The sequence below is a fragment of the Streptomyces sp. AC550_RSS872 genome (genome assembly GCF_019049285.1).
GTDB lineage: Bacteria > Actinomycetota > Actinomycetes > Streptomycetales > Streptomycetaceae > Streptomyces.
This window is the reverse complement of sequence record NZ_JAGMUL010000058.1, coordinates 190827-211083: the sequence shown is the minus strand read 5'-3', so window position 1 is coordinate 211083 and position 20257 is coordinate 190827. Positions and strand designations below refer to the sequence as shown.

The 20257-nt window shown below is 70.9% G+C and carries 17 protein-coding genes and 2 pseudogenes; 13 read left to right on the top strand and 6 right to left on the bottom strand.

All coding sequences use genetic code 11. The features are described 5' to 3' along the window. Positions 1 to 5: 5 nt before the first annotated feature. The 6 genes from KUM44_RS45650 to KUM44_RS24010 all read left to right on the top strand — a co-directional run bounded on the left by KUM44_RS45650 (position 6) and on the right by KUM44_RS24010 (position 3409). Positions 6 to 491, top strand: coding sequence for an SRPBCC family protein (locus tag KUM44_RS45650; RefSeq protein WP_254389975.1), 486 nt, complete (start codon positions 6 to 8; stop codon positions 489 to 491). Positions 492 to 496: 5 nt separating this feature from the next. After that, positions 497 to 1114, top strand: a complete 618-nt coding sequence (locus tag KUM44_RS24030) for a histidine phosphatase family protein (protein WP_374202069.1) — start codon at positions 497 to 499, stop codon at positions 1112 to 1114. Positions 1115 to 1272: 158 nt separating this feature from the next. Then, positions 1273 to 1686, top strand: a complete 414-nt coding sequence (locus KUM44_RS24025; protein ID WP_217210871.1) for a Tat pathway signal sequence domain protein — start codon at positions 1273 to 1275, stop codon at positions 1684 to 1686. Beyond that, positions 1683 to 2372 carry a class F sortase gene (locus tag KUM44_RS24020; protein WP_217210869.1) on the top strand — a complete coding sequence of 230 codons (690 nt, stop codon included), beginning with the start codon at positions 1683 to 1685 and terminating at the stop codon, positions 2370 to 2372. The genes KUM44_RS24025 and KUM44_RS24020 overlap by 4 nt, the downstream gene beginning before the upstream one ends. Before the next feature lie 22 nt (positions 2373 to 2394). Then, on the top strand, positions 2395 to 2886 hold the full coding sequence (locus tag KUM44_RS24015) for an RNA polymerase sigma factor (protein ID WP_217210866.1): 492 nt from the start codon (positions 2395 to 2397) through the stop codon (positions 2884 to 2886). Then, on the top strand, positions 2870 to 3409 hold the full coding sequence (locus KUM44_RS24010; protein ID WP_217210864.1) for a hypothetical protein: 540 nt from the start codon (positions 2870 to 2872) through the stop codon (positions 3407 to 3409). Before KUM44_RS24015 ends, KUM44_RS24010 begins: the two co-directional genes overlap by 17 nt. 274 nt (positions 3410 to 3683) lie before the next feature. Here the strand turns inward: KUM44_RS24010 and KUM44_RS24005 are convergent, their stop codons facing one another. Further along, positions 3684 to 4841 carry an FAD-dependent monooxygenase gene (locus tag KUM44_RS24005; RefSeq protein WP_217210863.1) on the bottom strand — a complete coding sequence of 386 codons (1158 nt, stop codon included), beginning with the start codon at positions 4839 to 4841 and terminating at the stop codon, positions 3684 to 3686. Between the two features lie 73 nt (positions 4842 to 4914). Here KUM44_RS24005 and KUM44_RS24000 point away from each other — a divergent pair, with 73 nt between their 5' ends. Further along, positions 4915 to 5472 carry a TetR/AcrR family transcriptional regulator gene (locus KUM44_RS24000; RefSeq protein WP_217210862.1) on the top strand — a complete coding sequence of 186 codons (558 nt, stop codon included), beginning with the start codon at positions 4915 to 4917 and terminating at the stop codon, positions 5470 to 5472. 84 nt (positions 5473 to 5556) lie between these two features. Here the strand turns inward: KUM44_RS24000 and KUM44_RS23995 are convergent, their stop codons facing one another. The 4 genes and pseudogenes from KUM44_RS23995 to KUM44_RS23985 all read right to left on the bottom strand — a co-directional run. Next, entirely contained in the window at positions 5557 to 6030 is a 474-nt protein-coding gene (locus KUM44_RS23995; RefSeq protein ID WP_217210860.1) for a hypothetical protein, read from the bottom strand. A 57-nt stretch (positions 6031 to 6087) separates the two neighbouring features. Next, entirely contained in the window at positions 6088 to 6213 is a 126-nt protein-coding gene (locus tag KUM44_RS46850) for a hypothetical protein (RefSeq protein ID WP_302186038.1), read from the bottom strand. A gap of 82 nt (positions 6214 to 6295) precedes the next feature. Continuing rightward, complete coding sequence (locus KUM44_RS23990) at positions 6296 to 6862, bottom strand: SigE family RNA polymerase sigma factor (RefSeq protein ID WP_217210858.1); 567 nt, start codon at positions 6860 to 6862, stop codon at positions 6296 to 6298. Positions 6863 to 6960: 98 nt separating this feature from the next. Beyond that, a pseudogene (locus KUM44_RS23985) lies at positions 6961 to 7101 on the bottom strand (ATP-binding protein); the annotation flags it as partial. Between the two features lie 479 nt (positions 7102 to 7580). Between KUM44_RS23985 and KUM44_RS23980 the strand changes: the two are divergent. The 4 genes and pseudogenes from KUM44_RS23980 to KUM44_RS23965 all read left to right on the top strand — a co-directional run bounded on the left by KUM44_RS23980 (position 7581) and on the right by KUM44_RS23965 (position 14534). Next, positions 7581 to 11369 carry a helix-turn-helix domain-containing protein gene (locus KUM44_RS23980; RefSeq protein ID WP_254389974.1) on the top strand — a complete coding sequence of 1263 codons (3789 nt, stop codon included), beginning with the start codon at positions 7581 to 7583 and terminating at the stop codon, positions 11367 to 11369. 473 nt (positions 11370 to 11842) lie between these two features. Beyond that, on the top strand, positions 11843 to 12217 hold the full coding sequence (locus KUM44_RS23975; protein ID WP_217210986.1) for a VOC family protein: 375 nt from the start codon (positions 11843 to 11845) through the stop codon (positions 12215 to 12217). A gap of 33 nt (positions 12218 to 12250) precedes the next feature. Next, positions 12251 to 12535, top strand: a pseudogene (locus tag KUM44_RS23970) (GNAT family N-acetyltransferase); the annotation flags it as partial. Between the two features lie 550 nt (positions 12536 to 13085). Further along, complete coding sequence (locus KUM44_RS23965; RefSeq protein ID WP_217210853.1) at positions 13086 to 14534, top strand: non-reducing end alpha-L-arabinofuranosidase family hydrolase; 1449 nt, start codon at positions 13086 to 13088, stop codon at positions 14532 to 14534. Positions 14535 to 14803: 269 nt separating this feature from the next. Here the strand turns inward: KUM44_RS23965 and KUM44_RS23960 are convergent, their stop codons facing one another. After that, positions 14804 to 15769 carry an RlpA-like double-psi beta-barrel domain-containing protein gene (locus tag KUM44_RS23960; protein ID WP_217210852.1) on the bottom strand — a complete coding sequence of 322 codons (966 nt, stop codon included), beginning with the start codon at positions 15767 to 15769 and terminating at the stop codon, positions 14804 to 14806. 640 nt (positions 15770 to 16409) lie between these two features. Here KUM44_RS23960 and KUM44_RS23955 point away from each other — a divergent pair. Together KUM44_RS23955 and KUM44_RS23950 are read left to right on the top strand one after the other, a co-directional pair. Then, a complete protein-coding gene (locus KUM44_RS23955; protein WP_217210850.1) occupies positions 16410 to 18656 on the top strand; it encodes an MMPL family transporter in 2247 nt (748 codons plus the stop codon). Positions 18657 to 18783: 127 nt separating this feature from the next. Then, positions 18784 to 20052 (top strand): sensor histidine kinase, encoded by a 1269-nt coding sequence (locus KUM44_RS23950; RefSeq protein WP_217210849.1) that lies wholly within the window; start codon positions 18784 to 18786, stop codon positions 20050 to 20052. Positions 20053 to 20257: the final 205 nt, after the last annotated feature.

Here is a 20257-nt window from a genome sequence, read left to right as displayed (position 1 = left end):
ACTCCATGCCGATCCAGATCCAGCGCAAGCACACCATGTACCACTCGACCGTCCTTGAGGCCGACCCGGACACCGTGTGGGCGACCATCCGCGACGCCATGCAGATCCTGGAGATCGTGTCCCCCGGCGACCTGGACGTCCACCGGGACGTCAGCTGGGTCGAGGGCGGCTCGGTCGAAACAGTCCCGGCGCGCTACGACTTCAAGCTCACACTCAGCGGCAAGGTCGTCCAGCAGGAGATCGCCGCCCGCGACGAGATCAACAGGACCCAGTCCTACCGGGCCGTCGCGCCCACCAGCGGAGTCGCCGGCTACGAGGCCACCATCCGGGTGTTCCCGATCACCAACGACCCGGCCCGCAGCTTCTTCGACTGGTCGCGGACCCTGGAGATCGCCGAGGACGCCGACCTGAACGTGGTCGAGGGCATCATCGACATCATGGAGAAGCAGACCGACGCCGTACGGGACCACTTCGCGCAGACCTCGAAGTGAGTGACGTGACGACGCTCGTACTGCTGCGGCACGGCGAGACCCTGCTCACCCCTGAGCGCCGGATCTCCGGCAGCGGAGGATCCAACCCGGGACTCTCACCGGCCGGACGCCGGCAGGCCCGGGCGGCGGCGGACGCCCTCGCCCACCGCGGCGCCGTCGAGGCGGTCGTCACGTCACCGATGCGGCGCTGCCGGGAGACCGCTCAGTGCGTGGCCGCGCGCCTCGGACTGAGCGTCCGGATCGACCGGGACCTGCGGGAAGCGGACTTCGGCGCCTGGGAGGGGCTGACCTTCGCCGAGGTCCGCGAACGCTACCCGGACGACCTGAGCGCATGGCTCGCCTCGCCCGAGACTCCCCCCTCGGGCGCGGAGGAGACCATGCACCAGGTCGCCCGCCGGGTCACCGCCGTACGAGACGGCCTCCTGGCCCGGTACGCCGGCGCCACGGTTCTGGTCGTCTCCCACGTCGTCCCCCTCAGAACCCTGATCCGCCTCGCCCTCCAGGCCCCGCCCCACACCGTGTTCCGTATGGAAGTCGCGGCGGCCTCCCTGTCGACGGTGACGTACGACGAGGACGGCACCGCCACGGTGCAGGCTCTCAATGACACCCACCACTTGAACTGAACCGCATGCCAAGGGCGACCCGGTGAGCGTCCCCCGCACCAAACGCCTTTGCCATCTCTTTACAACCCACCCCACCCCCGCGTCGTCTCTCCGCTCGACCGTCACCCAGCCCGCCCGGTACGGCAGTACCGGGCGGACCGACGAAAGAGAGCGAACCGATGCGCCGAACCGTCCTCAGCGCCCTGGCCCTCACCTGCACAGCCCTGTTCGCGACCGCCGCGCCCGCGGTCGCCCACAGCAGCACCTCCCCGACCTCGGTTCCCAGCCCGACGGCCACGGTCCCCTCGGAGACGGCCGTCCCGACGCCGAGCGCGGAACCGACCCTTCCCCCGACCGCCGCCCCCTCCAACCCGTCGGAGACCCCGATGCCCTCGGCCGAGCCGACCCGGGCGCCCGGAGGCGGCCAAGTCTCCGTCGTACCGTCCGGAGCGCCCGACACCGGCGAGGCGGCGGGCACTTCGGGCTCCGGGAGCGAGCGGACCGGCCTGTTCGGCGCCGGCGCGGCAGCGGTCCTGGTCGCCGGGGGCGCGACGGCTTTCGTGGTACGGCGTCGGCGGGCGACCGGGGCGTGACGCCGTCGGCGACCGGCCCGCGACCCCTGTCCAGGCGGACGTTCACCACGGCGGCGCTGGCCTCGCTGCTGGTGGGCTGCGCCGGTCAGGGAGCGGAGCAGCAGGACGCGACCGCGGGTTCCCGGCGACGCAGGGACGCGGACGAGACCGGTGCGGACGAGTCCGGTGCGGACCGCACGCCTTCGGCGTCGGCGAACTCCTCGCGCGCACTGGGCCGTTCGGCCCCCGTCCGCTTGCGGATCCCGGCGATCGAGGTCGACACCCCGGTCATCGGGCTGGGCCTGGCGCAGGACGGCACGGTCGAGGTGCCGCCGCTCACGGCCGACGACCGGGCGGGCTGGTACCGGCACTCGCCGACGCCGGGTCAGGTCGGCCCGTCGGTGATCCTCGGTCATGTCACCGTGGGTGCGTACGGGGACGGAGTCTTCCGCGACCTGGGCCGGCTGCGCCGGGGCGACCGGATCGTGGCGGGCAGGAAGGACGGCAGCTCTGCGGAGTTCACGGTCAGTGCCGTACGGACGGTGGCCAAGGCGGACTTTCCGGCGGACGACGTCTACGGGGACGTAGCCCGTCCGGAGCTGCGGCTGATCACGTGCGGGGGACCGCGGGAGGGCGAGGAGTACCGGGACAACGTGATCGTGTTCGCGAAGCTGAGCGCCACGTCCGCCGTGCCGACTTCCTCATGACCATGGCGAGCGTGGGAGAGCGTTGAAACGGTCCCGAGACAGGGCGGCCTCCGAGCTGTTCGCCGCCCTCTACCCGCGCCTGGCCGGCTGGTGCCGCCGTCTCGTCGACGACGACGAGACGGCCCACGAGATCGCCTCCGAGGCCTTCACCCGGCTCTGGGCGCGCTGGAGCCGGGTGGAGGAGCCGCGCGGATTCCTCTACGTCACGGCGGCCAACCTGGTCCGGGACCACTGGCGCAAACTCGAGCGCGAACGGCGGGCGATGCGCCGGGCCACGACGGAGGCGGCGATCAACTCCCACACGGAACAGGCGGACCCCTCCGTACGTCTGCTGGTCCAGTCCCTCCCCGAACGCCTCCGCACCCCGATCCTCCTCCACTACTACGCTGACATGCCGATCCGGGAGGTGTCCGTGCTGACCGGACGTAAGGAAGGAACCGTCAAGGCCGACCTCCACGCGGCCCGCGAACTGCTCCGCGTCCACCTGAGGAGGAGCCTTGACCACACGCTTTGACGACGACGCGGACGACCCGGGGCCGGCCCCCGACGACCCCCTCGCCGTGATCCTCGCCCCGTCCTCGGACTACCTCGCCCCACCCCCCGGCAGCTACGAGTCGATCCGCCGCAGGGCGAACCGCCGACGCCTGGTGCGTACGGCGATCGGGGCGGGCGCGACCTGCGCCGTGGCCCTCCTGGCGGCCCTGCCGCTCCACCTGGCCACGTCCGACGGCCCGCCGACCCCCGTACCGCCTCTGGCCCCACCCCCGGCGACCGACCGCACGACGCCCCCGTCCCCTTCCCCGTCGGAGACCCCGACCCCTTCGGCGTCACCGCCCCGAACGGCCTCGCCCACTCCGACGGTTCCGCCACGGGCGACGCCCTCCGAGCCGACGGAGACCTCCGGTGCCGGGGTGTCCCGGGCCCCGAGCGGCCCGGCGGTGCCGACCGCGGAGCCGACCGCGGTGCCGTCGGTTCCGCCGACGGGGGAGCCGACCAGGGGTGTCACGGGGAGCGGAACGGGGGCGGCTCGGCCGTGAGGAGGGGACGAGAGATGCTCCACGCCTCCGACGGATCGTCCAGCCAGGCACGCTAACCCTCCGCAGTAACCGTCAGACCGAGCCGCTCATGCATAGCGGTAACTGCGCTCGGGAGTACGCGGCAACAGGGGAGCCACCCGCTCCCACAGGTAGTCCGGAACAAGATCAGCACGCACCCGGGCACCCTGCCCACCGTGACCGCCAACGGCAAGACCCGCAGCTCGACTTTGTCTCGGAAGGAGTCTGGTGGTGAGTTGGCGGGACGCGAATCGGATCAGCTCAGTTGTGGTGGGACCCAGGCGTGGTGCCGAAGGATCATGTGCGTTGCGGCGCGGGAGGGTGTCAGCCGCATCGCCGTGTTCCGCAGGGCGACGGCCAGTGGGTGGGAGAGCTGCTGGCCCATCCGCCCGGCCTGCCGGGCGGCCCGCGCGACGGCCTGGCTGCGCGGTCGGCGCTCGGCGTCGTAGCGAGCGAGCGCGGCCTTCACGGTGGGCTCGGTGGCCAGCGCGGCGGCCAGGGTGACCGCGTCCTCCAGCGCCTGGCAGGCACCCTGTCCGAGGTTGGGGGGCATCGCGTGTGCCGCGTCGCCGAGCAGCGCGGTCCGGCCGACCGTGTACGAGGGGAGCGGTGTGCGGAGTTCGTTGACGTCGTGGTGCAGCACGGCGGCGGGCCGGGTCGCGTCGAGCAGGGCGGGGATCGGGTCGTGCCAGGTATGGAATCGTCTGCGCAGTTCGTCCAGTGGGTCGGCGAACCGCGTCCCGGCGGGGAGGTCGAGGACGGCGTGCCACTCGGCCCGCCCGTCGTGGAAGGCGATGTGCCCGAACTCGGCCCCGTGCCCCCAGGTCAGCTCGAAGTCGGTGCGCAGGTCGACCGCCTGCTCGGTGATGGCGCGCAGCACCGTCGAGCCGCTGTAGACCGGACCGGGGTGGGCTGGGAAGAGATGGCTGCGGACTTTGCTGCCGATGCCGTCGGCCGCCACTACCAGATCGGCGTCCAGGACGGTCTCGCCGCAGCCGACTCGAACCGTCCCGGGGCCGGGCTGCTCGACCGAGTCCGCCTCGGAGCCGATCAGCAGTGCCTCGGCGGGCAGGGAGTCGCGAAGTAGTCGGTGCAAGGTGGAGCGGCGGATGCCCATGATCGGTGTGCCCACGGCCTTCTCCAGCGCCGAGCCGTCCATCCGGGTCAGCCATCCGCCCTGTGGTGTGCGAGTGCCGCCGTTGTACTGGCCTCGCGAGGCATCCCGTACCGCGTCGCCGACGCCGAGTTCATCCAGTGCCCGCAGGCCGTTGGCGGCCAGTGAGATGCCCGCCCCCGCGTCCTCCAGCATGGAGGCGCGCTCGACGACCGTTACTTCCCATCCGATGCGGCGCAGCCCGATCGCGGCGGCCAGCCCACCGATGCCCCCTCCGACCACCACTGCCGTGTTGCCCATGCCGAAGCCCTCACCCTTCTACATCTGTAGAAGGGTGACTCTATCTGAGGCTCTACAGGTGTAGAAAGGAGTCATGGCTTCGGATCGGCGCACCCTCCTCGCGGACGCGGCTCTCGACGTACTTGCCGACGAAGGGGTCCGCGGCCTGACCCACCGTGCAGTCGACCGCAAAGCCGCCATGCCGCCCGGCACCACGTCGGCCTACTTCCGCACCCGAGCCGCGCTGCTCACCGCACTGGTCACACGCCTGGTCCAACTCGACCAGGCGGAACTGCAAACGATGGCCGAAGAGCTTCCACCCCTTCGCACCGTCGAGGAACTGGTGGACGGCATGGTGCTGTTCACCCGACAGCGCCTCACCGGCGACGGCCGCCGCCGCTCGCTCGCTCGCTACGCCTGCGCCGTCGAGAGCGTGCGTGACCGTGAGCTGCGCGAGATCCTCGTACCCCGCGAGAACGCCGGCCGCGACGCTGTCCGGCTGTTCCTCGCCGCGCACGGCGTGACGGACGTCGAGAGTCGCAGTCACATCCTGCTGACCTGCATCGACGGACTGGTCTTCGACCGGCTGGTGAGCGGCGGCGAAGTACCGCGCGAGGCGCTCGAAGGCCTGGTCGCCGCCGCCCTACGTTAGGACCCGGGCGTCCAGGTCCCCCCTCGAGCTGGCCCGCAGCCTCATCTGTCTCCGCCACCCACGCGCTCATTCTGAAACGATCAGTTAGTCGAAGGCCGGGCCAAGTGAGTCCCGCATGGCAGCACGGAGCTTGCGCAAGGCGGTGTCGTACGGTGTGTGCAGCGCCTGCCACTCGACCGAGTCATCACCTACCAAGACCGTGGTGGTCGCGATGGCAACGCGCATCGCCCGCAGGAGGTCGTAGGCCTCACGGGCGGCGTCGTAGACGCTGGCTGGTGCCACCAGAAACAACTCGTACCTGGCCGCAATCACGCCGGTCGAGCGGAACGCAGCCACCACATCACTACTCGCGATTGGCGTTGGGTGACTCAACGCGAGTGTCTGTAATGCTGTCTCAGTCTCCGTCATCGCAGTGAGGTATCGGACATACGCAGTTCGCCGTAGCTCTGCATGCCGGAGTCGTTGGTCTCGCTTCGTACGTACTGACTCGACGACCAGCGTTGAGCCAACGCCGAGCACGCCGCCGCTCAAGGTACTGATCAGCGTCAGCCATCCCATGAAGCCACGCTATGAGTTCGGGGCTTCACACGGTAGGGCGCAGCCCATCTGCTCCGGCTACGGCGTCCGGGCCGACAGCTCCATCCTGCCGTGCAGTGCCTCTTCCGCACCCGGCTCGGCCGATACCCGCAGCCTCAAGGTGCAGCGTGCAGACGGCGTTTCGCTGTCCTCGCCCTTCTCCATGAGGCCATCGTCCCAACAACGGCGGCTGAACCCCCAGACGTCTCACATCCGTTGGCGTCGGAGACGTGGTGCATCCGGCGCATCATCGTGCCCGGCGTCCAGCAGCTGGGCATCCACGGCCGGCGGCTGACGCCGAAGCAGAGTCGGGGTCGCGGTGCTGCAACTCCTCACGGAGCCGGGCGAGCGCCCGGTGCAGAGTGCTCTTGACCGTTCCGGGCGCCATGCCGAGGGCGGCGGCCGTCTCCTGCGTGGACATCCGCTCCCAGTACCGCAGCACCACGACACTGCGCTGCTGGGGCGCCAGCACTCGCATGATGTCCATCAGCAGCGCGCGGTCGGCGTGCTGCTCGGCGGAGTCCTCGACGCTCGTGTCCGGCGGCTGTGCGGAGGGGAGCTCCTGGAGTTTCCGGGCCCGCCACCACTCCGTGCGGGTGTTGATCATGACACGGCGCAGGTATGCGTCTGCGAGTTGCTTGTCCGCTATGTGCTCCCACCGGCGGTAGGTGCGTAGTAACGCGGTCTGCAATAGATCCTGGGCGTCGAGCGGGTCGCTGACCAGGCTGCGGGCGCTGCGCAGCAGAGCGTCGTGCCGCGTGTGGACGTACTCCTCGAAGTCCAGCACCTTGGCAGGGCGCTTGCGGAGGTTCATGCCTGGGACTCCTTTCTTTCGAGGCCCGATCGAATCAGTGGGTCGCTCGTGTCTTCGGGGTCTGCGGCGGTGCTCAGCGACTGCTGGTCCGTCTCAGTTCAGCCGACCGGCTGTTGTTCGGCTCGGGCCCGGGTGGTGGTGAGGCGGTCGACGATGGCCGCGCAGAGACGGGGGTCGGTGAAGGTCCTGGTCCAGCCGGAGAAGGACTCGTCGGAGGCGATGGCGACGCTGTTCTTCTCCCAAGGGTGGCCGCGGCCACCAGCGTGAGGTGCTTGATCTTTTTCACTGCTGCATCTCCTTTGCTTCGCTGCGGGCCTGTGCACGCAGGCCGATGGGGATGGCCGTTCTCCTTGAGGCCCGCCTGATGGGGCCGGCCCCGGATCCCTGGACACGGCAGCCGCCTGCTCCCCCCTGCGAGACGGCCGCCGTGCTCCGTCCCCCTCGGCGCCAGGGCATCCGGGGCTGACGACATCGAGTTCAGCGGGGCCGGAATTGAATGGGCAGCCTGTTCCGCCGCTCTGATCAATGGCCGCGGTGCAGGTCACGGGCACGTCATTGCAGTGCTGGCCAAAGAAGGCGCTTTCGGATTGCCCTCGTGTCACGGGGATGCATAGTTTGACGAACCTTGCTCCGCATCCACGGGGGACGCGGGTGACCGGTGGAGGTGCTGTCGATGGCGGGGCGTCCGGAAAGCCCACTTGATGCGAGTCAGGGGCCGGTGCAGGGTTTCGCCGCCGAGTTACGGAAGCTGCGTTCGGAGGCCGGCAGTCCGTCGTACCGGGTGATGGCGCAGCGCACCGGGCAGGGGGCGAGCACGCTGTCGCAGGCGGCCGGCGGTGAGCGGCTGCCGACCCTGCCGGTCGTCCGCGCCTATGCCCAGGCTTGTGGCGGCGACCCGGCCGAGTGGGAGGGGCGGTGGCGTGAGGCGGCCGCGGAGGTGGCGGCCGAACCCCAGGCCGAGGACGGGGACACCGAGTCCCCATATCGGGGGCTGGCCCGTTTCGAACCGGCCGATGCCGCTCTGTTCTTCGGCCGTGACGGACTCACTGAGCGCCTGTTCCAGCGGGCCTGCTCCGGCCGGTTCACCGCGGTCTTCGGCCCGTCGGGCAGTGGCAAGTCCTCCCTGCTGCGTGCCGGCCTCATCCCGCTCCTGCGCAGCCCTGACATCGCCGGGCCGCGGCCGGCTGCCGTACGCGTGCTCACTCCAGGAGAGCAGCCGCTGCGCACACATGGGCAGCGGCTGGTGCCAGCGGATGGGGACGGTGACACGTGGCTGATCGTGGATCAGTTCGAGGAGCTGTACACCCTGTGCACGGACCCCGGTGAACGTGACCAGTTCATCGACTGCCTCCTGGCCGCCACCGACTCAGCGAGTCGGCTGCGCGTAGTGATCGCGGTACGCGCCGACTTCCTCGGCCGGTGCGCCGCACATCCCCGGCTGACCTCCGCGCTACAGGACGCAACCGTGCTGGTCGGCCCGATGGACCCCGCCGAGCTGCGCGAAGTGATCATCAAACCGGCCCAGGCCAAGGGCCTCATCGTCGAACGCGCCCTCACCGCCCGCCTCGTCGACGAGATCGCAGGCGAACCCGGTGGCCTGCCGTTGCTGTCCCACGTCCTGCGCGAGATCTGGCGGCGCCGCCGCGGCCGGGCACTGACCGAGGAAGCGTACGAGGCCGCGGGCGGCGTCCACGGTGCCATCGCCCAGACCGCCGAGGACATCTACGCCGGGCTCTCCGCCGAGCACGCCCAGCTCGCCCGCCTCGTCCTGCTGCGGCTGATCACCCCCGGCGAGGGATCGCAGGACACCCGCCGCCCCGTCGACCGCTCCGAGCTCGACTTCGCACCCGGTCCGACGAGCGCCGCGCACATCCCTGTCGAGGCCGCGCACATCCCTGTCGAGGCTGCGGACGTCTCCCCGGTCCTGGACCGGCTGGCCCGCGCGCGGCTGATCACCACCGACCAGAACACCGTCGACCTCGCTCACGAGGCGCTGATCACCGCCTGGCCGCGGCTGTCCGGCTGGATCGACGAGAAACGCGAACAGCTCAGGGTGCACCGGCGGCTGACCGAGGCGGCCCGCACCTGGGACGAACTCGGCCGCGACCCGGGAGCCCTGTACCGCGGCACCCGGCTGGCCATGGTCGAGGAGGCGTTCGCCACGCCCGAGTACAGGGGCGCCCTCACTGTGCTGGAGGCGGACTTCCTCACCGCGAGTGCCGCAGCGCGCGATCAGGAGCGGCGGGCGGCGACCCGGGCCACACGCCGGCTGCGCACGCTGGTCGGCTCGCTGTCCGCGGTGGTGGTGCTCGCCCTCCTGGCAGGTGTCGTCGCCTGGCAGCAGACTCAGCAGAGCGACCAGCAGCGGGTTCTCGCCGCGGCCCGCAAGGCCGCCACCGCGGCGAACGCGCTGCGCTCCTCCGATCCCCGGCTGGCACTCCAACTCAGTGTGGCCGCCTGGGAACTGAGCCGTACTCCGGAGACCAAGGCGGCGCTGATGGGCGCCCTGGAGCAGCGGGAGCGCGCGAGGTTCGAGGGGCCGGCCTCCGACTACGACGGCGCGCAGTTCCTGAGCGACGGCGGCCGCACCTTCACCAGCGTCGAGAAGCGGCGCATCACGGTGCAGGACGCGGAGACAGGCCGAGTGACCGGCACCTACCGCCCGTTGCCGCTTGACGTGGACCTGGAGGCAGGCGTCCAACACAGCCCCGACGGCGCGACGGTCGCCATCCCGACGGGCGCCGGAAGGCAGGTGCGTTTGTGGGACATCCGCGCCGGACGGTACCGCGGCCCCGCCTTCGGCCCCACCCGATCCGACTCCGACTCCACCTCGTCCTCCGTGGGATTCAGCAGCAGTGGGCGGGCGATGTACTTCAGCACCGACGACGGGGGCACAGAGGTGTGGGACACGCGCACCGGGCGGCGGCTGCTCTCCGCCCCGGACGCCCCCCATGTGCTGATGGCGGACGTCAGCGTGGACGCCCGCCTGCTGGCTTACTGCACCGACGATGGCCGCGCCGAGCTATGGGACCTGCGCCAGGACCGCCGGTCGGCTGCCGAGTGGATCACGCAAGTGCCCTGCTCGACCACGTGGGACATACACTTCGCGCCCGACGGGGACACCCTGGCGGTGCCGGATGAGCAGGGACTGCGACGCTGGCGGCTCTCCTCCGGGAAGGAGCTGCCCATGCTCAGCCAGACGTCCCCCGGGCAGTATGCCTTCAGTGATGACGGGGAGTTCGTGGCGGGCGCGGGCAGGAACGAGATCCTGCTCTGGCGCCTTGACCGGCCGCAGGCCCCGGTCTTCCGCCACGCGCTGGCCGACGAGTACGGGGACCCCGCCACCATCGAACTCGACATGAGTTCCCGTGCGATCCGCTACGTCGGAAACGGGAGCGGTACCCGACTCGTGGTGCATACGCTCGATCTGGGCAGGTCCGTCATCTCGTCGTGGCGTGCGGACACCGTCGACAACGCCACGTTCAGCGCGGACGGCAGCACACTGGCTCTGGCCCGCGCGGGCGCCCGGGCCGTTCGCTTCACTCTGCTCGACGCGCGCACCGGCAAGGCCACGGCGGATGTTCCCGGGATTGAGCGGCCTGCCCCAGCCGAGGACGACGACCGCTTCCTGGACATGTCGCTGAGCACCGACGGGGACCGCTTCGCCTACGGCCTCGACGAGTCGCCCATCCCGTACGGCGCAGACGGGATCCGCGTATGGGATACGAGAAGAAACCGGCAGGTCAGGGCACTCACCCCCGGGAACTCGGACTTCGGATTCATGGCAGTGGCCCTCAGCCCGGACGGACGGGAAGCGATGACCACCGGAGCCGATACCGGAATCGAGGTCTGGGACACCCGCAGCGGAAAGCGGCTGCGCACCCTGCCCGAGCCGAACCGTGGCAACCGCGGCGAGGAGGTCCGGAGAATCCGCGCGCTCAGCGCCGACGGCACGAAGCTCCTGACGGACACCGGTGCCCTGATGAGGGTGTCCGACGGCAAGACCCTGCCCGACGCACTCGGGGAATGCATCGAGTGCCTGTTCGCGGTCAGCCCGGACGCCCGCCGGATCGCCGTGGCGACGGACTGGGGAAAGGTTTCCCTGTGGGACGGCACCCTGCGTACTCCGCTGGGCACATTGTCCGGCACCCTCTCGCGCGCCGCACCCGGCGAATTCGAGGGGGCGACCGCGGTGGTCTTCTCCCCGGACGGCAGCGCCCTCGCCGTCGCCGGGAACCAGGGCACCCTCCAGCTGTGGGACATGACCTCCCAACAACCCCTCGGCCCGGCCCTGCGCACTCCGGGCGACGGCATCCTGTCCCTGGCCTTCAGCCCGGACGGCGGCACGCTGTATGCCGCGGGGGAACACGTGCCGTGGCAGAAGTACGACATCGATCCGGACCGAGCCGTCGACTCGGTGTGCGCACGCGCCGGAGCTCCGCTGTCCCCAGCCGCTTGGAACAAATTCCTCCCCGAAGTCCCCTACCGGCAGCTTTGCCGACCCTGAGCGCACGCGAGCGAAGCACTGATCACCCGGGCCGCGATCACTGTGTCACCGGTAGTACGTCTGCTCGGCGACCAGCTGATCAGCGTCGCGGGGGTGGCGACGGCGAGCCGTCTCGGCCACGCCCCCGTCCGGACCCGCACCCGGGAGTTCCCGTCGTAGGTCGACACCCTCGAAGTCTCTGAGTGCACCGGCCCGTTCCAGGGGTGCAACAGCATCCGCGTGCGCGAGCGGCCCGGGATGAAGGTTGCGCTCGCCGCGGCCCGCAAGAACCGACGTGATCAACGCCGCCGCGCCTGAGGCTGCTCAGGGCGGGGCGTGGTGGGACGCATCGCGGCGTCCCCCGTTCCGCCTCCCTGCCGGGTGAAGCCCGGCGCCGTCCGGCACGCCGCCGCGCATGCCTCCCGCAGCGGCGGGTACGCCCCCTTCCGTACGGAGCGTCGCAAGAGCGGCCGAAGAAGCGAGGGGTGTCGGAAGTGATCCGGAAGTTGCAGGCGGTCGCGCTGGACTGTGCAGATCCGCTACGGCTCGCGGAGTTCTACGCGGAGCTGCTCGGGGGCCGGGTGGTCGCGGACCCCGAGGCGCCCGAGTGGGTCGAGGTGCACGGGTTCGAGGGGACGCCGTTGGCCTGTCAGCGGGCGGAGGGTTACCGGCCGCCCGAGTGGCCCGGGCAGGAGCACCCGCAGCAGGTCCATCTGGACTTCGACGTGGACGACCTCGACGCGGAGGAGAAGCGGGCGCTCGCGCTCGGCGCGACCGTGCTGGAGCGGACGGACCAGCTGCGCCCGGGGGCCAACTGGCGCGTCTACGCGGACCCGGCCGGCCATCCGTTCTGCTTCTGCCTCCACTGAGGCCGGCGGGCCCTTGACTGGACGTTCTCCCGCATGCTGAAGGGCGACAAGGTCGGGCTCAGGGCCCGGCACGAGGACGACATACCGGGCCTGCGGGCCGAGCTCTACGACGACGTGGTCAACGCCTCGCGGGCCGAAGGCGGGCCGTGGCGGCCGATCACGCCAGGCGTCAAGGATCCGCAGCTCGTGGTGGACGACACGAAGGAGGCGTCCGTCCCGTTCTCCGTGGTGGAGCTGGCCGGCGGCACGCTGGTCGGCACGGCGACGCTCTGGGGCATCGACCTGCACAACCGGTGCGCGCACATCGGGCTGGGCCTGCGCCTTCACCTGCTCGACGGTCCACCCCTCCCTATTCTCCTCTCGAAGAACGGAAACCTCCGAAACTGCCCGAAGAGACACCGAGTCTGACCGGCCTTACACGGAGACGCGCTGAGCACCTATCCAAGTCCGCCCCCGCCGACGTCGTGAAATGGGCCGTGGCCCGTGTCGCACCGGCCACGTGACCGAGCATGACCTACCCCACCCGCCACCTGCTCGCCACGGGCCCGCTACAGCTACGCCGCTCCGTCAACCCGGGAGTACAGCGGGGCTACCGACCGGGCAGGTGAGATCCAGCGGCAGACGGATCGCCGTCGTTACGACGGCTGTCGAGGATGGCGAGGTCTAGACCCCTTTCCGGCTCATGAATTTTCTGGCTCGTGAATTCTGTGAGAAGTATTGACGCCGGTGGCCGGATCTTTATTATCCACTTGCTCGATACTACGACCTGTGTTCGAAATGACGAACATAAGCGGGGTCGTGCAGCACCACCCTTCGCACAGCCTCCCAGGGACCGGCAGAGCCGCGCCCTCAGAAACACGAGGTCCCCATGCACAGACTCAGCTCCAGCCGCAGACGTCCGTCCGCGGTTCTCGCCGCAACGACCGCGACCATCGTCTCGGCGGCGGCGCTGCTGGTCGCCGGCCCGGCCGCCCAGGCGGCCACCAGCGGCGCCCTGCGCGGCGCCGGCTCCAACCGGTGTCTCGACGTGCCGGGCGCCAGTCAGACCAATGGCACCAGCACCCAGATCTGGGACTGCTGGGGCGGGAACAACCAGCAGTGGACGCTGACGGACAGCAACCAGCTGACCGTGTACGGCAACAAGTGTCTGGACGTCCCTGGCCACGCCACCACGTCCGGAACCCGGCCGGTGATCTGGGACTGCAACGGCGGTACGAACCAGCAGTGGCGGGTGAACGGCGACGGCACGGTCGTCGGCGTGGAGTCAGGGCTGTGCCTGAGCGTCGTGGGTGCCGGTACCGCCAACGGCACTGCGGTGGAGATCGCGACGTGCAACGGCGGCAGCAACCAGAAGTGGTCCGGCCTGTCCGCGTCGGGCACCACGTGTTCTCTGCCGTCGACGTACCGGTGGACCTCGACCGGCGCGCTGGCGCAGCCGGCGAACGGGTGGTCCGCGCTGAAGGACTTCACCACCGTGACGTACCAGGGCAAGCACCTGGTCTACGGGACGTACTCCGACGGCACCAACTGGCGCTCGATGGGCTTCGGTGCCTTCACGAACTGGTCGGACATGGCGACGGCCCCCCAGACCGCCATGAGCCAGGGCGCGGTGGCGCCCACGCTGTTCTACTTCGCGCCCAAGAACATCTGGGTGATGGCCTCCCAGTGGGCCGGCGGCTGGCCCTTCAACTACCGCACGTCGAGCAACCCGACCGACCCCAACAGCTGGTCCGCGCCGCAGCCGCTGTTCACCGGCACCCTGCCCACCAAGGTCGCCTCCCCCACCGACGGCTCCCCCACCGGCCCGATCGACCAGACCCTGATCGCAGACGACCAGAACATGTACCTGTTCTTCGCCGGTGACAACGGCAAGATCTACAAGGCGAGCATGCCGATCGGAAACTTCCCCGGTAACTTCGGCTCGTCGTACACGACGGTCCTGAGTGACACGGAGGACAAGCTGTTCGAGGCGCCGGAGGTCTACAAGGTCCAGGGCCAGAACCAGTACCTCATGATCGTCGAGGCGAAGGGCGCGAACGGGCGCTACTTCCGCTCGTTCACCGCCACCAGCCTGAACGGGACCTGGACCGAGCAGGCCGGCACCGAGAGCAACCCCTTCGCGGGCAAGGCCAACAGCGGTGCCACCTGGACCAACGACATCAGCCACGGTGACCTGGTCCGCAACAACCCCGACCAGACCAAGACCATCGACCCCTGCAACCTGCAATTCCTGTACCAGGGCAGGGGCGCCACCGCGAGCGGCACCGACTACTTGAAGTGGCCGTACCGGCCGGGTGTCCTCACCCTTCAGCGCTGACCCGTCTGATACGCACCGCCTGAAGGAACCCCGGCCGCACGTCGGCCGGGGTTCCTCCCCTTTGGCCCTTTGGCGGCCGACGGGCACCGTCGGTCATTCCGCCGTTCCGGCGATCTCCACGGTCTGCGCGGGGCGCCGCCCCGCCGCCGCCCGGGCACCCGGCGAGGGCCTCCCGTACGGCTGTTCATGCTCCGTCGTCTCCGCTCGTTCAGGGGGTCGCGCACACCCCCTGAAGTCACGGGATGGCCGTGGCGCCTACCGCCTGCGGGTCAGCGCGCCGCGAACTGGACCCCCGTCGGTTGCACGACGTCCGGGCGTATCGCGATCCCCTTCACCGTCAACGTCTCCCCGTAGATGTCCGTGATCCTGATCGCGCCCCCGCATCCGCTCCCCTGCTCGGAGAGGAAGTAGTTGTAGTCGGTGCGAGGGAGCTGGCGCCACGTGCCGCCCGCGTCACGGACCTCCAGGCGGGCCAGCGGGTTGCGGTGGTCCAGCGCCTGGATGGCGCACCAGTGGACGCTGGAACCGGTCTTGTAGCGGATCGCGATCTTGTCGGACGTGCCAGGGCTCAGCAGGCTCCAGGTGACCGGTATGCGACCGGTCGAAGGCGTCGCGAGCTTGGCGAACGCCTGGGCGCTGAGGTCGAGTTGGCCGGGAGCGCAGGGCAGGGGGCACTCGTTGGTGATGCGGACGGTGACCGAGGCGCCGTTCGCCGCGCGGACCAGGACGTGCGCCCCGCAGGCCTTGGACGTCTCGTAGTCGGTGTGGTTCATCGCCGCCGTCATGACGTCGGCGGTGGGGCCGTACAGGCAGGCGCCGTTGCCGTTTCCGGCGTCGTAGAAGGTGGCGACTCCTTCGTAGCTGGCACCGGGGCGGATACGGCCCGCCAGTGGGGCCGAGCCCGAAGCGCGCTGCGGGGTGGTGGACTTGGCCGCGGAGTCCGCCGGGGGTGCGGTCGGCTTGCCGGGCGGTGGGGTGGTCCTCGTGGTGCTGGGGGTCGGGGACGCCTTGGACGGTTTCGGCTTGGGGGTCGGTCTCGGGCTCGGTGTCGTCCGCGCGGGTGCCGACCTGCTGTCGGCGGTGGGCGTGGTCGCGGTGTGGCCGGCCGTGGAGGTGCCGTCGGGGCGCAGGGCCATGAGGAGGGACGCGGCGAGTGCGACGGCCGCCACGACCACCGCGGGGACGAGGGCGCCGCGCCACTTGCGGGGTGGCCGGCGGTGGGAAGGGGATGCCACGGGTGAGTCCTTACGGGGTGGGTGGGGCTGGGGTTCCTGGGGAGGGAGTCGGAGTCGTCCGTGTGTCAGTGGTCGCCGAGGCCCGAAAGGTTGCCGGGGAGTTGAGGGCGCGGAAATTCCCTCGCGTCCCGGCGCGGGCAGCGTTACGCGCACCCGCGATGACGACTCACTCTGTTTCCCGGGCGTGTGCGTCGAAGTGGGCCAGCCGATACCGGCGCCACGACCGAACTCGGGCTGGAGCACCGCTCTCCTACAGGATCGCCTTCGAGCGGGCCCAGGCCGGAACGCTGATCAGCCGAAGGACCGAAAGCAGGCACAGGGACCGAAAGTAGGCCCTTGGCCAGGCCGTATCCCTGACGGCGGAGGCTGGCGCGTGCACGGGTGGCAGCGACCATGTACCCGAGGTGGCGCCTTTCGGCCGAGCCTCGGCCGAGCGCCCCACCGGCGCGCGGGGGACCAGGCAGCGAGTGAGCGCCGTACGACCGACGCTCCCCGGGCCTGGTCCCTTGGGTGGACCCTTCGCCCCGCCCGTACTGCGTTCTCAGTACCGGCGATTGTCGGCAGCCGCACGACGACACGGCACACCCGGTCCCGAGAGTCTGGGCAGACGTTCGAGTCCCAGATGTGGAGACCCCCTGCCGTGGCTACTTTCCTGTATCGAGTGGGCCGTCTGGCCTTCCGGCGACGCTGGTACGTCGCCCTGGTCTGGGCGGCCGTGCTGGCCGCCGTCGGACTGGGTGCGCTGAAGGCCCCGGGCGCGGCCGACGAGGAGTTCTCGATGCCGGGCATCGAGTCGCAGAAGGCCTTCGACCTGATGGAGGAGCGCTTCCCGGGCGCTACCGCCGACGGCGCCACCGCGCGGGTCGTGTTCGTCGCGCCGGGCGGTGAGAAGGTGACCGCAACCGAGAACAGGAAGGCCGTCGAGGAGGCCGTGGCCGAGCTGGGCCAGGGGTCGCAGGTCGCCGGGGCCGTCGACCCGTTCCAGGCGCGGGCCGTCAGCAAGGACGGTACGACGGCGTACTCGACCGTCACCTACAAGGTCGGCGCCAACGACCTCACCGACGCCGGCAGGAGGCACCTGGAGGAAGCCCTCGCGCATGCCCGGGACTCGGGGCTGACCGTCGAGGCCGGCGGCACCGCCCTCCAGGACGGCGGCGGTCCGGGCGGGGCGGCCGAGGGCATCGGCGTCGCCATCGCCGCCGTCGTGCTCCTCGTCACCTTCGGTTCCCTCGCGGCCGCCGGGCTGCCGCTGCTCACCGCGGTCATCGGCGTCGGCGTCAGCATGGCGAGCATCCTGGCGCTGTCCGACGCGCTCGGGCTGTCCACCACGACCGGCACGCTCGCCATGATGCTGGGCCTCGCGGTCGGCATCGACTACGCCCTGTTCGTCGTCTCGCGGTACCGCGAGGAGCGAGCCAAGGGCCGCACGCCGCAGGAGGCGACCGGACTCGCGGTCGGTACGGCCGGCTCCGCGGTCGTCTTCGCCGGGCTCACCGTCGTCATCGCGCTGGCCGGGCTCTCGGTCGTCGGCATTCCGATGCTCACCAAGATGGGGCTGGCCGCGGCGGGCGCGGTCGTCGTCGCCGTACTCATCGCGCTGACGCTCGTCCCGGCGTTCCTCGGTTTCTGGCCGAACGCCGTGCTGTCCCTGCGGGCCCGCAAGAGCGGCCGGGTGGAAGAGGACGCCGCCGACAACGGCGGCACCCGCTGGGCCCGGTTCGTGCTGCGGCGGCCCCTGCCCGTGCTGCTGCTCGGCGTCGTCGGACTCGGGGCGCTCGCCGTGCCGATGACCGACCTTCAGCTGGGCATGCCCGGCGATGAGGCCAAGTCGACCGCCACCACGGAGCGGCGGGCCTACGACGCGCTCGCCGAGGCCTTCGGGCCGGGCTTCAACGGGCCGCTCACCGTCGTCGTGGACGCCAAGGGCGACGAGGACGCCAAGGGCGCCGTCAGCACGATCTCCGAGGAGATCGGGGGCACGAAGGGCGTCGTGTCCGTCTCCCCGGCCCGCTTCAACGAGGCCGGTGACACCGCCGTGTTCTCCGTCGTGCCGTCCACCGCGCCGACCGACGAGAAGACCAAGGACCTGGTCACCACCATCCGGGGCGAGCGGTCCGGGGTCGAGGCCGAGACCGGGGCGACCTTCGAGGTCACCGGCACCACCGCGATGAACATCGACATCGCCGACAAGGTGCAGGCCGCGCTGGTGCCGTATCTGATCGTCGTGGTCGGGCTGGCGATCGTGCTGCTCCTCGTGGTCTTCCGGTCGCTGCTCGTCCCGCTGAAGGCGGCCCTCGGCTTCCTGCTGTCGGTGCTGGCGTCCCTCGGTGCCGTGGTCGTGGTGTTCCAGCAGGGGCACGGCGCCGAACTGCTGGGCGTGGAGCAGACCGGGCCGATCATGAGCCTGATGCCGATCTTCCTGGTGGGCATCGTCTTCGGGCTCGCCATGGACTACGAGGTCTTCCTCGTCTCGCGGATGCGGGAGGCGTACGTCCACGGTGAGCCGGCCCGGCAGGCGGTCACCTCCGGCTTCCGGCACAGCGCCCGCGTGGTCGCGGCCGCCGCGCTGATCATGATCGCGGTCTTCGCCGGGTTCATCGGCGAGAGCGACTCCATGATCAAGATGATCGGCTTCGGTCTCGCCACTGCCGTACTCCTCGACGCTTTCGTCGTACGGATGGCGATCGTGCCGGCCGTGCTCGCCCTGCTCGGCGACAAGGCCTGGTGGCTGCCGAAGTGGCTGGACCGGATCCTGCCCCGGGTGGACGTGGAGGGGGAGGCGCTCAGCCGACGGTCCGAGCCGCCGGCGCAGGCCGACGCGGAGGCGGAGGTGGAGGCCGGGGCGGATCCGGCCCGGGCGGCCGAGATGGACGTGGCGCGCACCTGATCCGACCGGCGTAGCCCGCCCACCCCGCCCCACAGAGACCGCCCGTGACCAAGGACACGGGCGGTCCCGTCGGCCGTTCGTACCGCAGGCGGCCACCATGGACCGAGCCCACCGACCGGAGAGCACGATGACGACCAGCCCGGAGCGGCGCTATGCGGACCGCATCGAGGAGTTCTCGGACCGCCATCCCTTCGCCATCGACGTGGTGCTGGTCATGGCGCTGATGGGCTGCGCGACCCTCGGCAGCATGCTCACGCTGCCCGGCGCGGACCCGCCGGACCAGGACCGGACCGCCGCCGCCCTCATGGGCGTGTCCTGCCTCGCGCTGCTGAAGCACCGCACCCACCCGCGGGTCGCCGTCGTCGTGTGCGCGCTCTGCGCCACGATCGTGGTCGGGCTCGGGTACCTGCTCACCCCCCTGCTGCTGGCCCCTGTCATGGCGGCGCTCTACTGGCTGGCCACCTTCACCGACCGCAGGACCACCCGCGCGTACGGCATCTCCACCCTGGTGGCGGTGATCGTCGCGGCGGCGATCTCCGACTCCATGGACCACATCTCGCTGCTGCTGAGGACGCTGGGCCCGTTGTTCTGGCTGCTGCTGCCCCTCGCCGCCGGCAACATGACCCGGCTGCGCCGCGCCTACCTGGCGGCGGTGCAGGCCCGGGCCGAACACGCCGAGCGCACCCGGGAGGAGGAGGCCAGGCTGCGGGTCACCGAGGAGCGCATGCGGATCGCCCGTGAGCTGCACGACGTGGTCGCCCACCACATGGCGCTGGCCAACGCCCAGGCCGGTACGGCCGCACACCTCGCGCTGACCAGTCCCGAGCAGACGAAGGCGATCCTCACCGACCTCACCGGCACCACGTCGTCCGCGCTGCGCGAGCTGAAGGCCACGCTGGGGCTGCTGCGGCAGAACGGCGACCCGGACTCCGCCTCGCTGGAGCCGTCGCCGGGGCTGGCCCGCCTGCCCGAGCTGGTCTCGGCGTGCGCGTCGGCCGGGCTCAAGGTCACGGTCACCACCGACGGCGAGCCGCAGCACCTGTCCCCGGGCGTCGACCTGACCGCCTACCGGATCGTTCAGGAGGCGCTCACCAACGTCACCAAGCACGCCTCCACCCAGGCCGCGCACGTCCGGTTCGTGTACACCGGGTCCCGGCTGACGATCACCGTCAGCAACGACGGTCCGGTAGCCGCCGGGGCCTCCGCGGCCTCCGGGGCCCCCGAGGCCGACGCCGCGCAGAGCAGGGGCTTCGGCGTCATGGGCATGCGCGAGCGCGCCCGCTCCATTGGCGGCGACCTGTGTGCGGGGCACCGTCCGGGGGGCGGCTTCGAGGTCACCACCGCGCTGCCGCTTCAGCCGTACGCCGCCGAAGGGGGCGGCCCGGCGCCCGCGTAGGGGCCTGGGCCCGCCGTGCGATGACGCGGATCCGCTCCTCTCCGTGGTCCGTCCGTCCGTCCGTTCGCCGTCGGTCCGGTCCATCTCGGCGGCCTCCTCGGCGAGAGCCTCCAACAGCGCGCCGCAGTTTTTCCCGTTCGCGCGGGCTGAGTCCGTACGGCACTTCCGTGGGCGTCTCGTGGACCGGCACCGCGTCCGCCGCGAA

Bases quoted from the DNA above. Each gene is read 5' to 3' on its own strand.
- KUM44_RS24025 (WP_217210871.1), top strand. From the start codon at position 1,273: ATGCGCCGAACCGTCCTCAGCGCCCTGGCCCTCACCTGCACAGCCCTG.
- KUM44_RS24005 (WP_217210863.1), bottom strand. From the start codon at position 4,841: ATGGGCAACACGGCAGTGGTGGTCGGAGGGGGCATCGGTGGGCTGGCC.
- KUM44_RS45650 (WP_254389975.1), top strand. From the start codon at position 6: ATGCCGATCCAGATCCAGCGCAAGCACACCATGTACCACTCGACCGTC.
- KUM44_RS46850 (WP_302186038.1), bottom strand. From the start codon at position 6,213: ATGGAGAAGGGCGAGGACAGCGAAACGCCGTCTGCACGCTGCACCTTG.
- KUM44_RS23995 (WP_217210860.1), bottom strand. From the start codon at position 6,030: ATGGGATGGCTGACGCTGATCAGTACCTTGAGCGGCGGCGTGCTCGGC.
- KUM44_RS23965 (WP_217210853.1), top strand. From the start codon at position 13,086: ATGCACAGACTCAGCTCCAGCCGCAGACGTCCGTCCGCGGTTCTCGCC.
- KUM44_RS23990 (WP_217210858.1), bottom strand. From the start codon at position 6,862: ATGAACCTCCGCAAGCGCCCTGCCAAGGTGCTGGACTTCGAGGAGTAC.
- KUM44_RS23950 (WP_217210849.1), top strand. From the start codon at position 18,784: ATGACGACCAGCCCGGAGCGGCGCTATGCGGACCGCATCGAGGAGTTC.
- KUM44_RS24000 (WP_217210862.1), top strand. From the start codon at position 4,915: ATGGCTTCGGATCGGCGCACCCTCCTCGCGGACGCGGCTCTCGACGTA.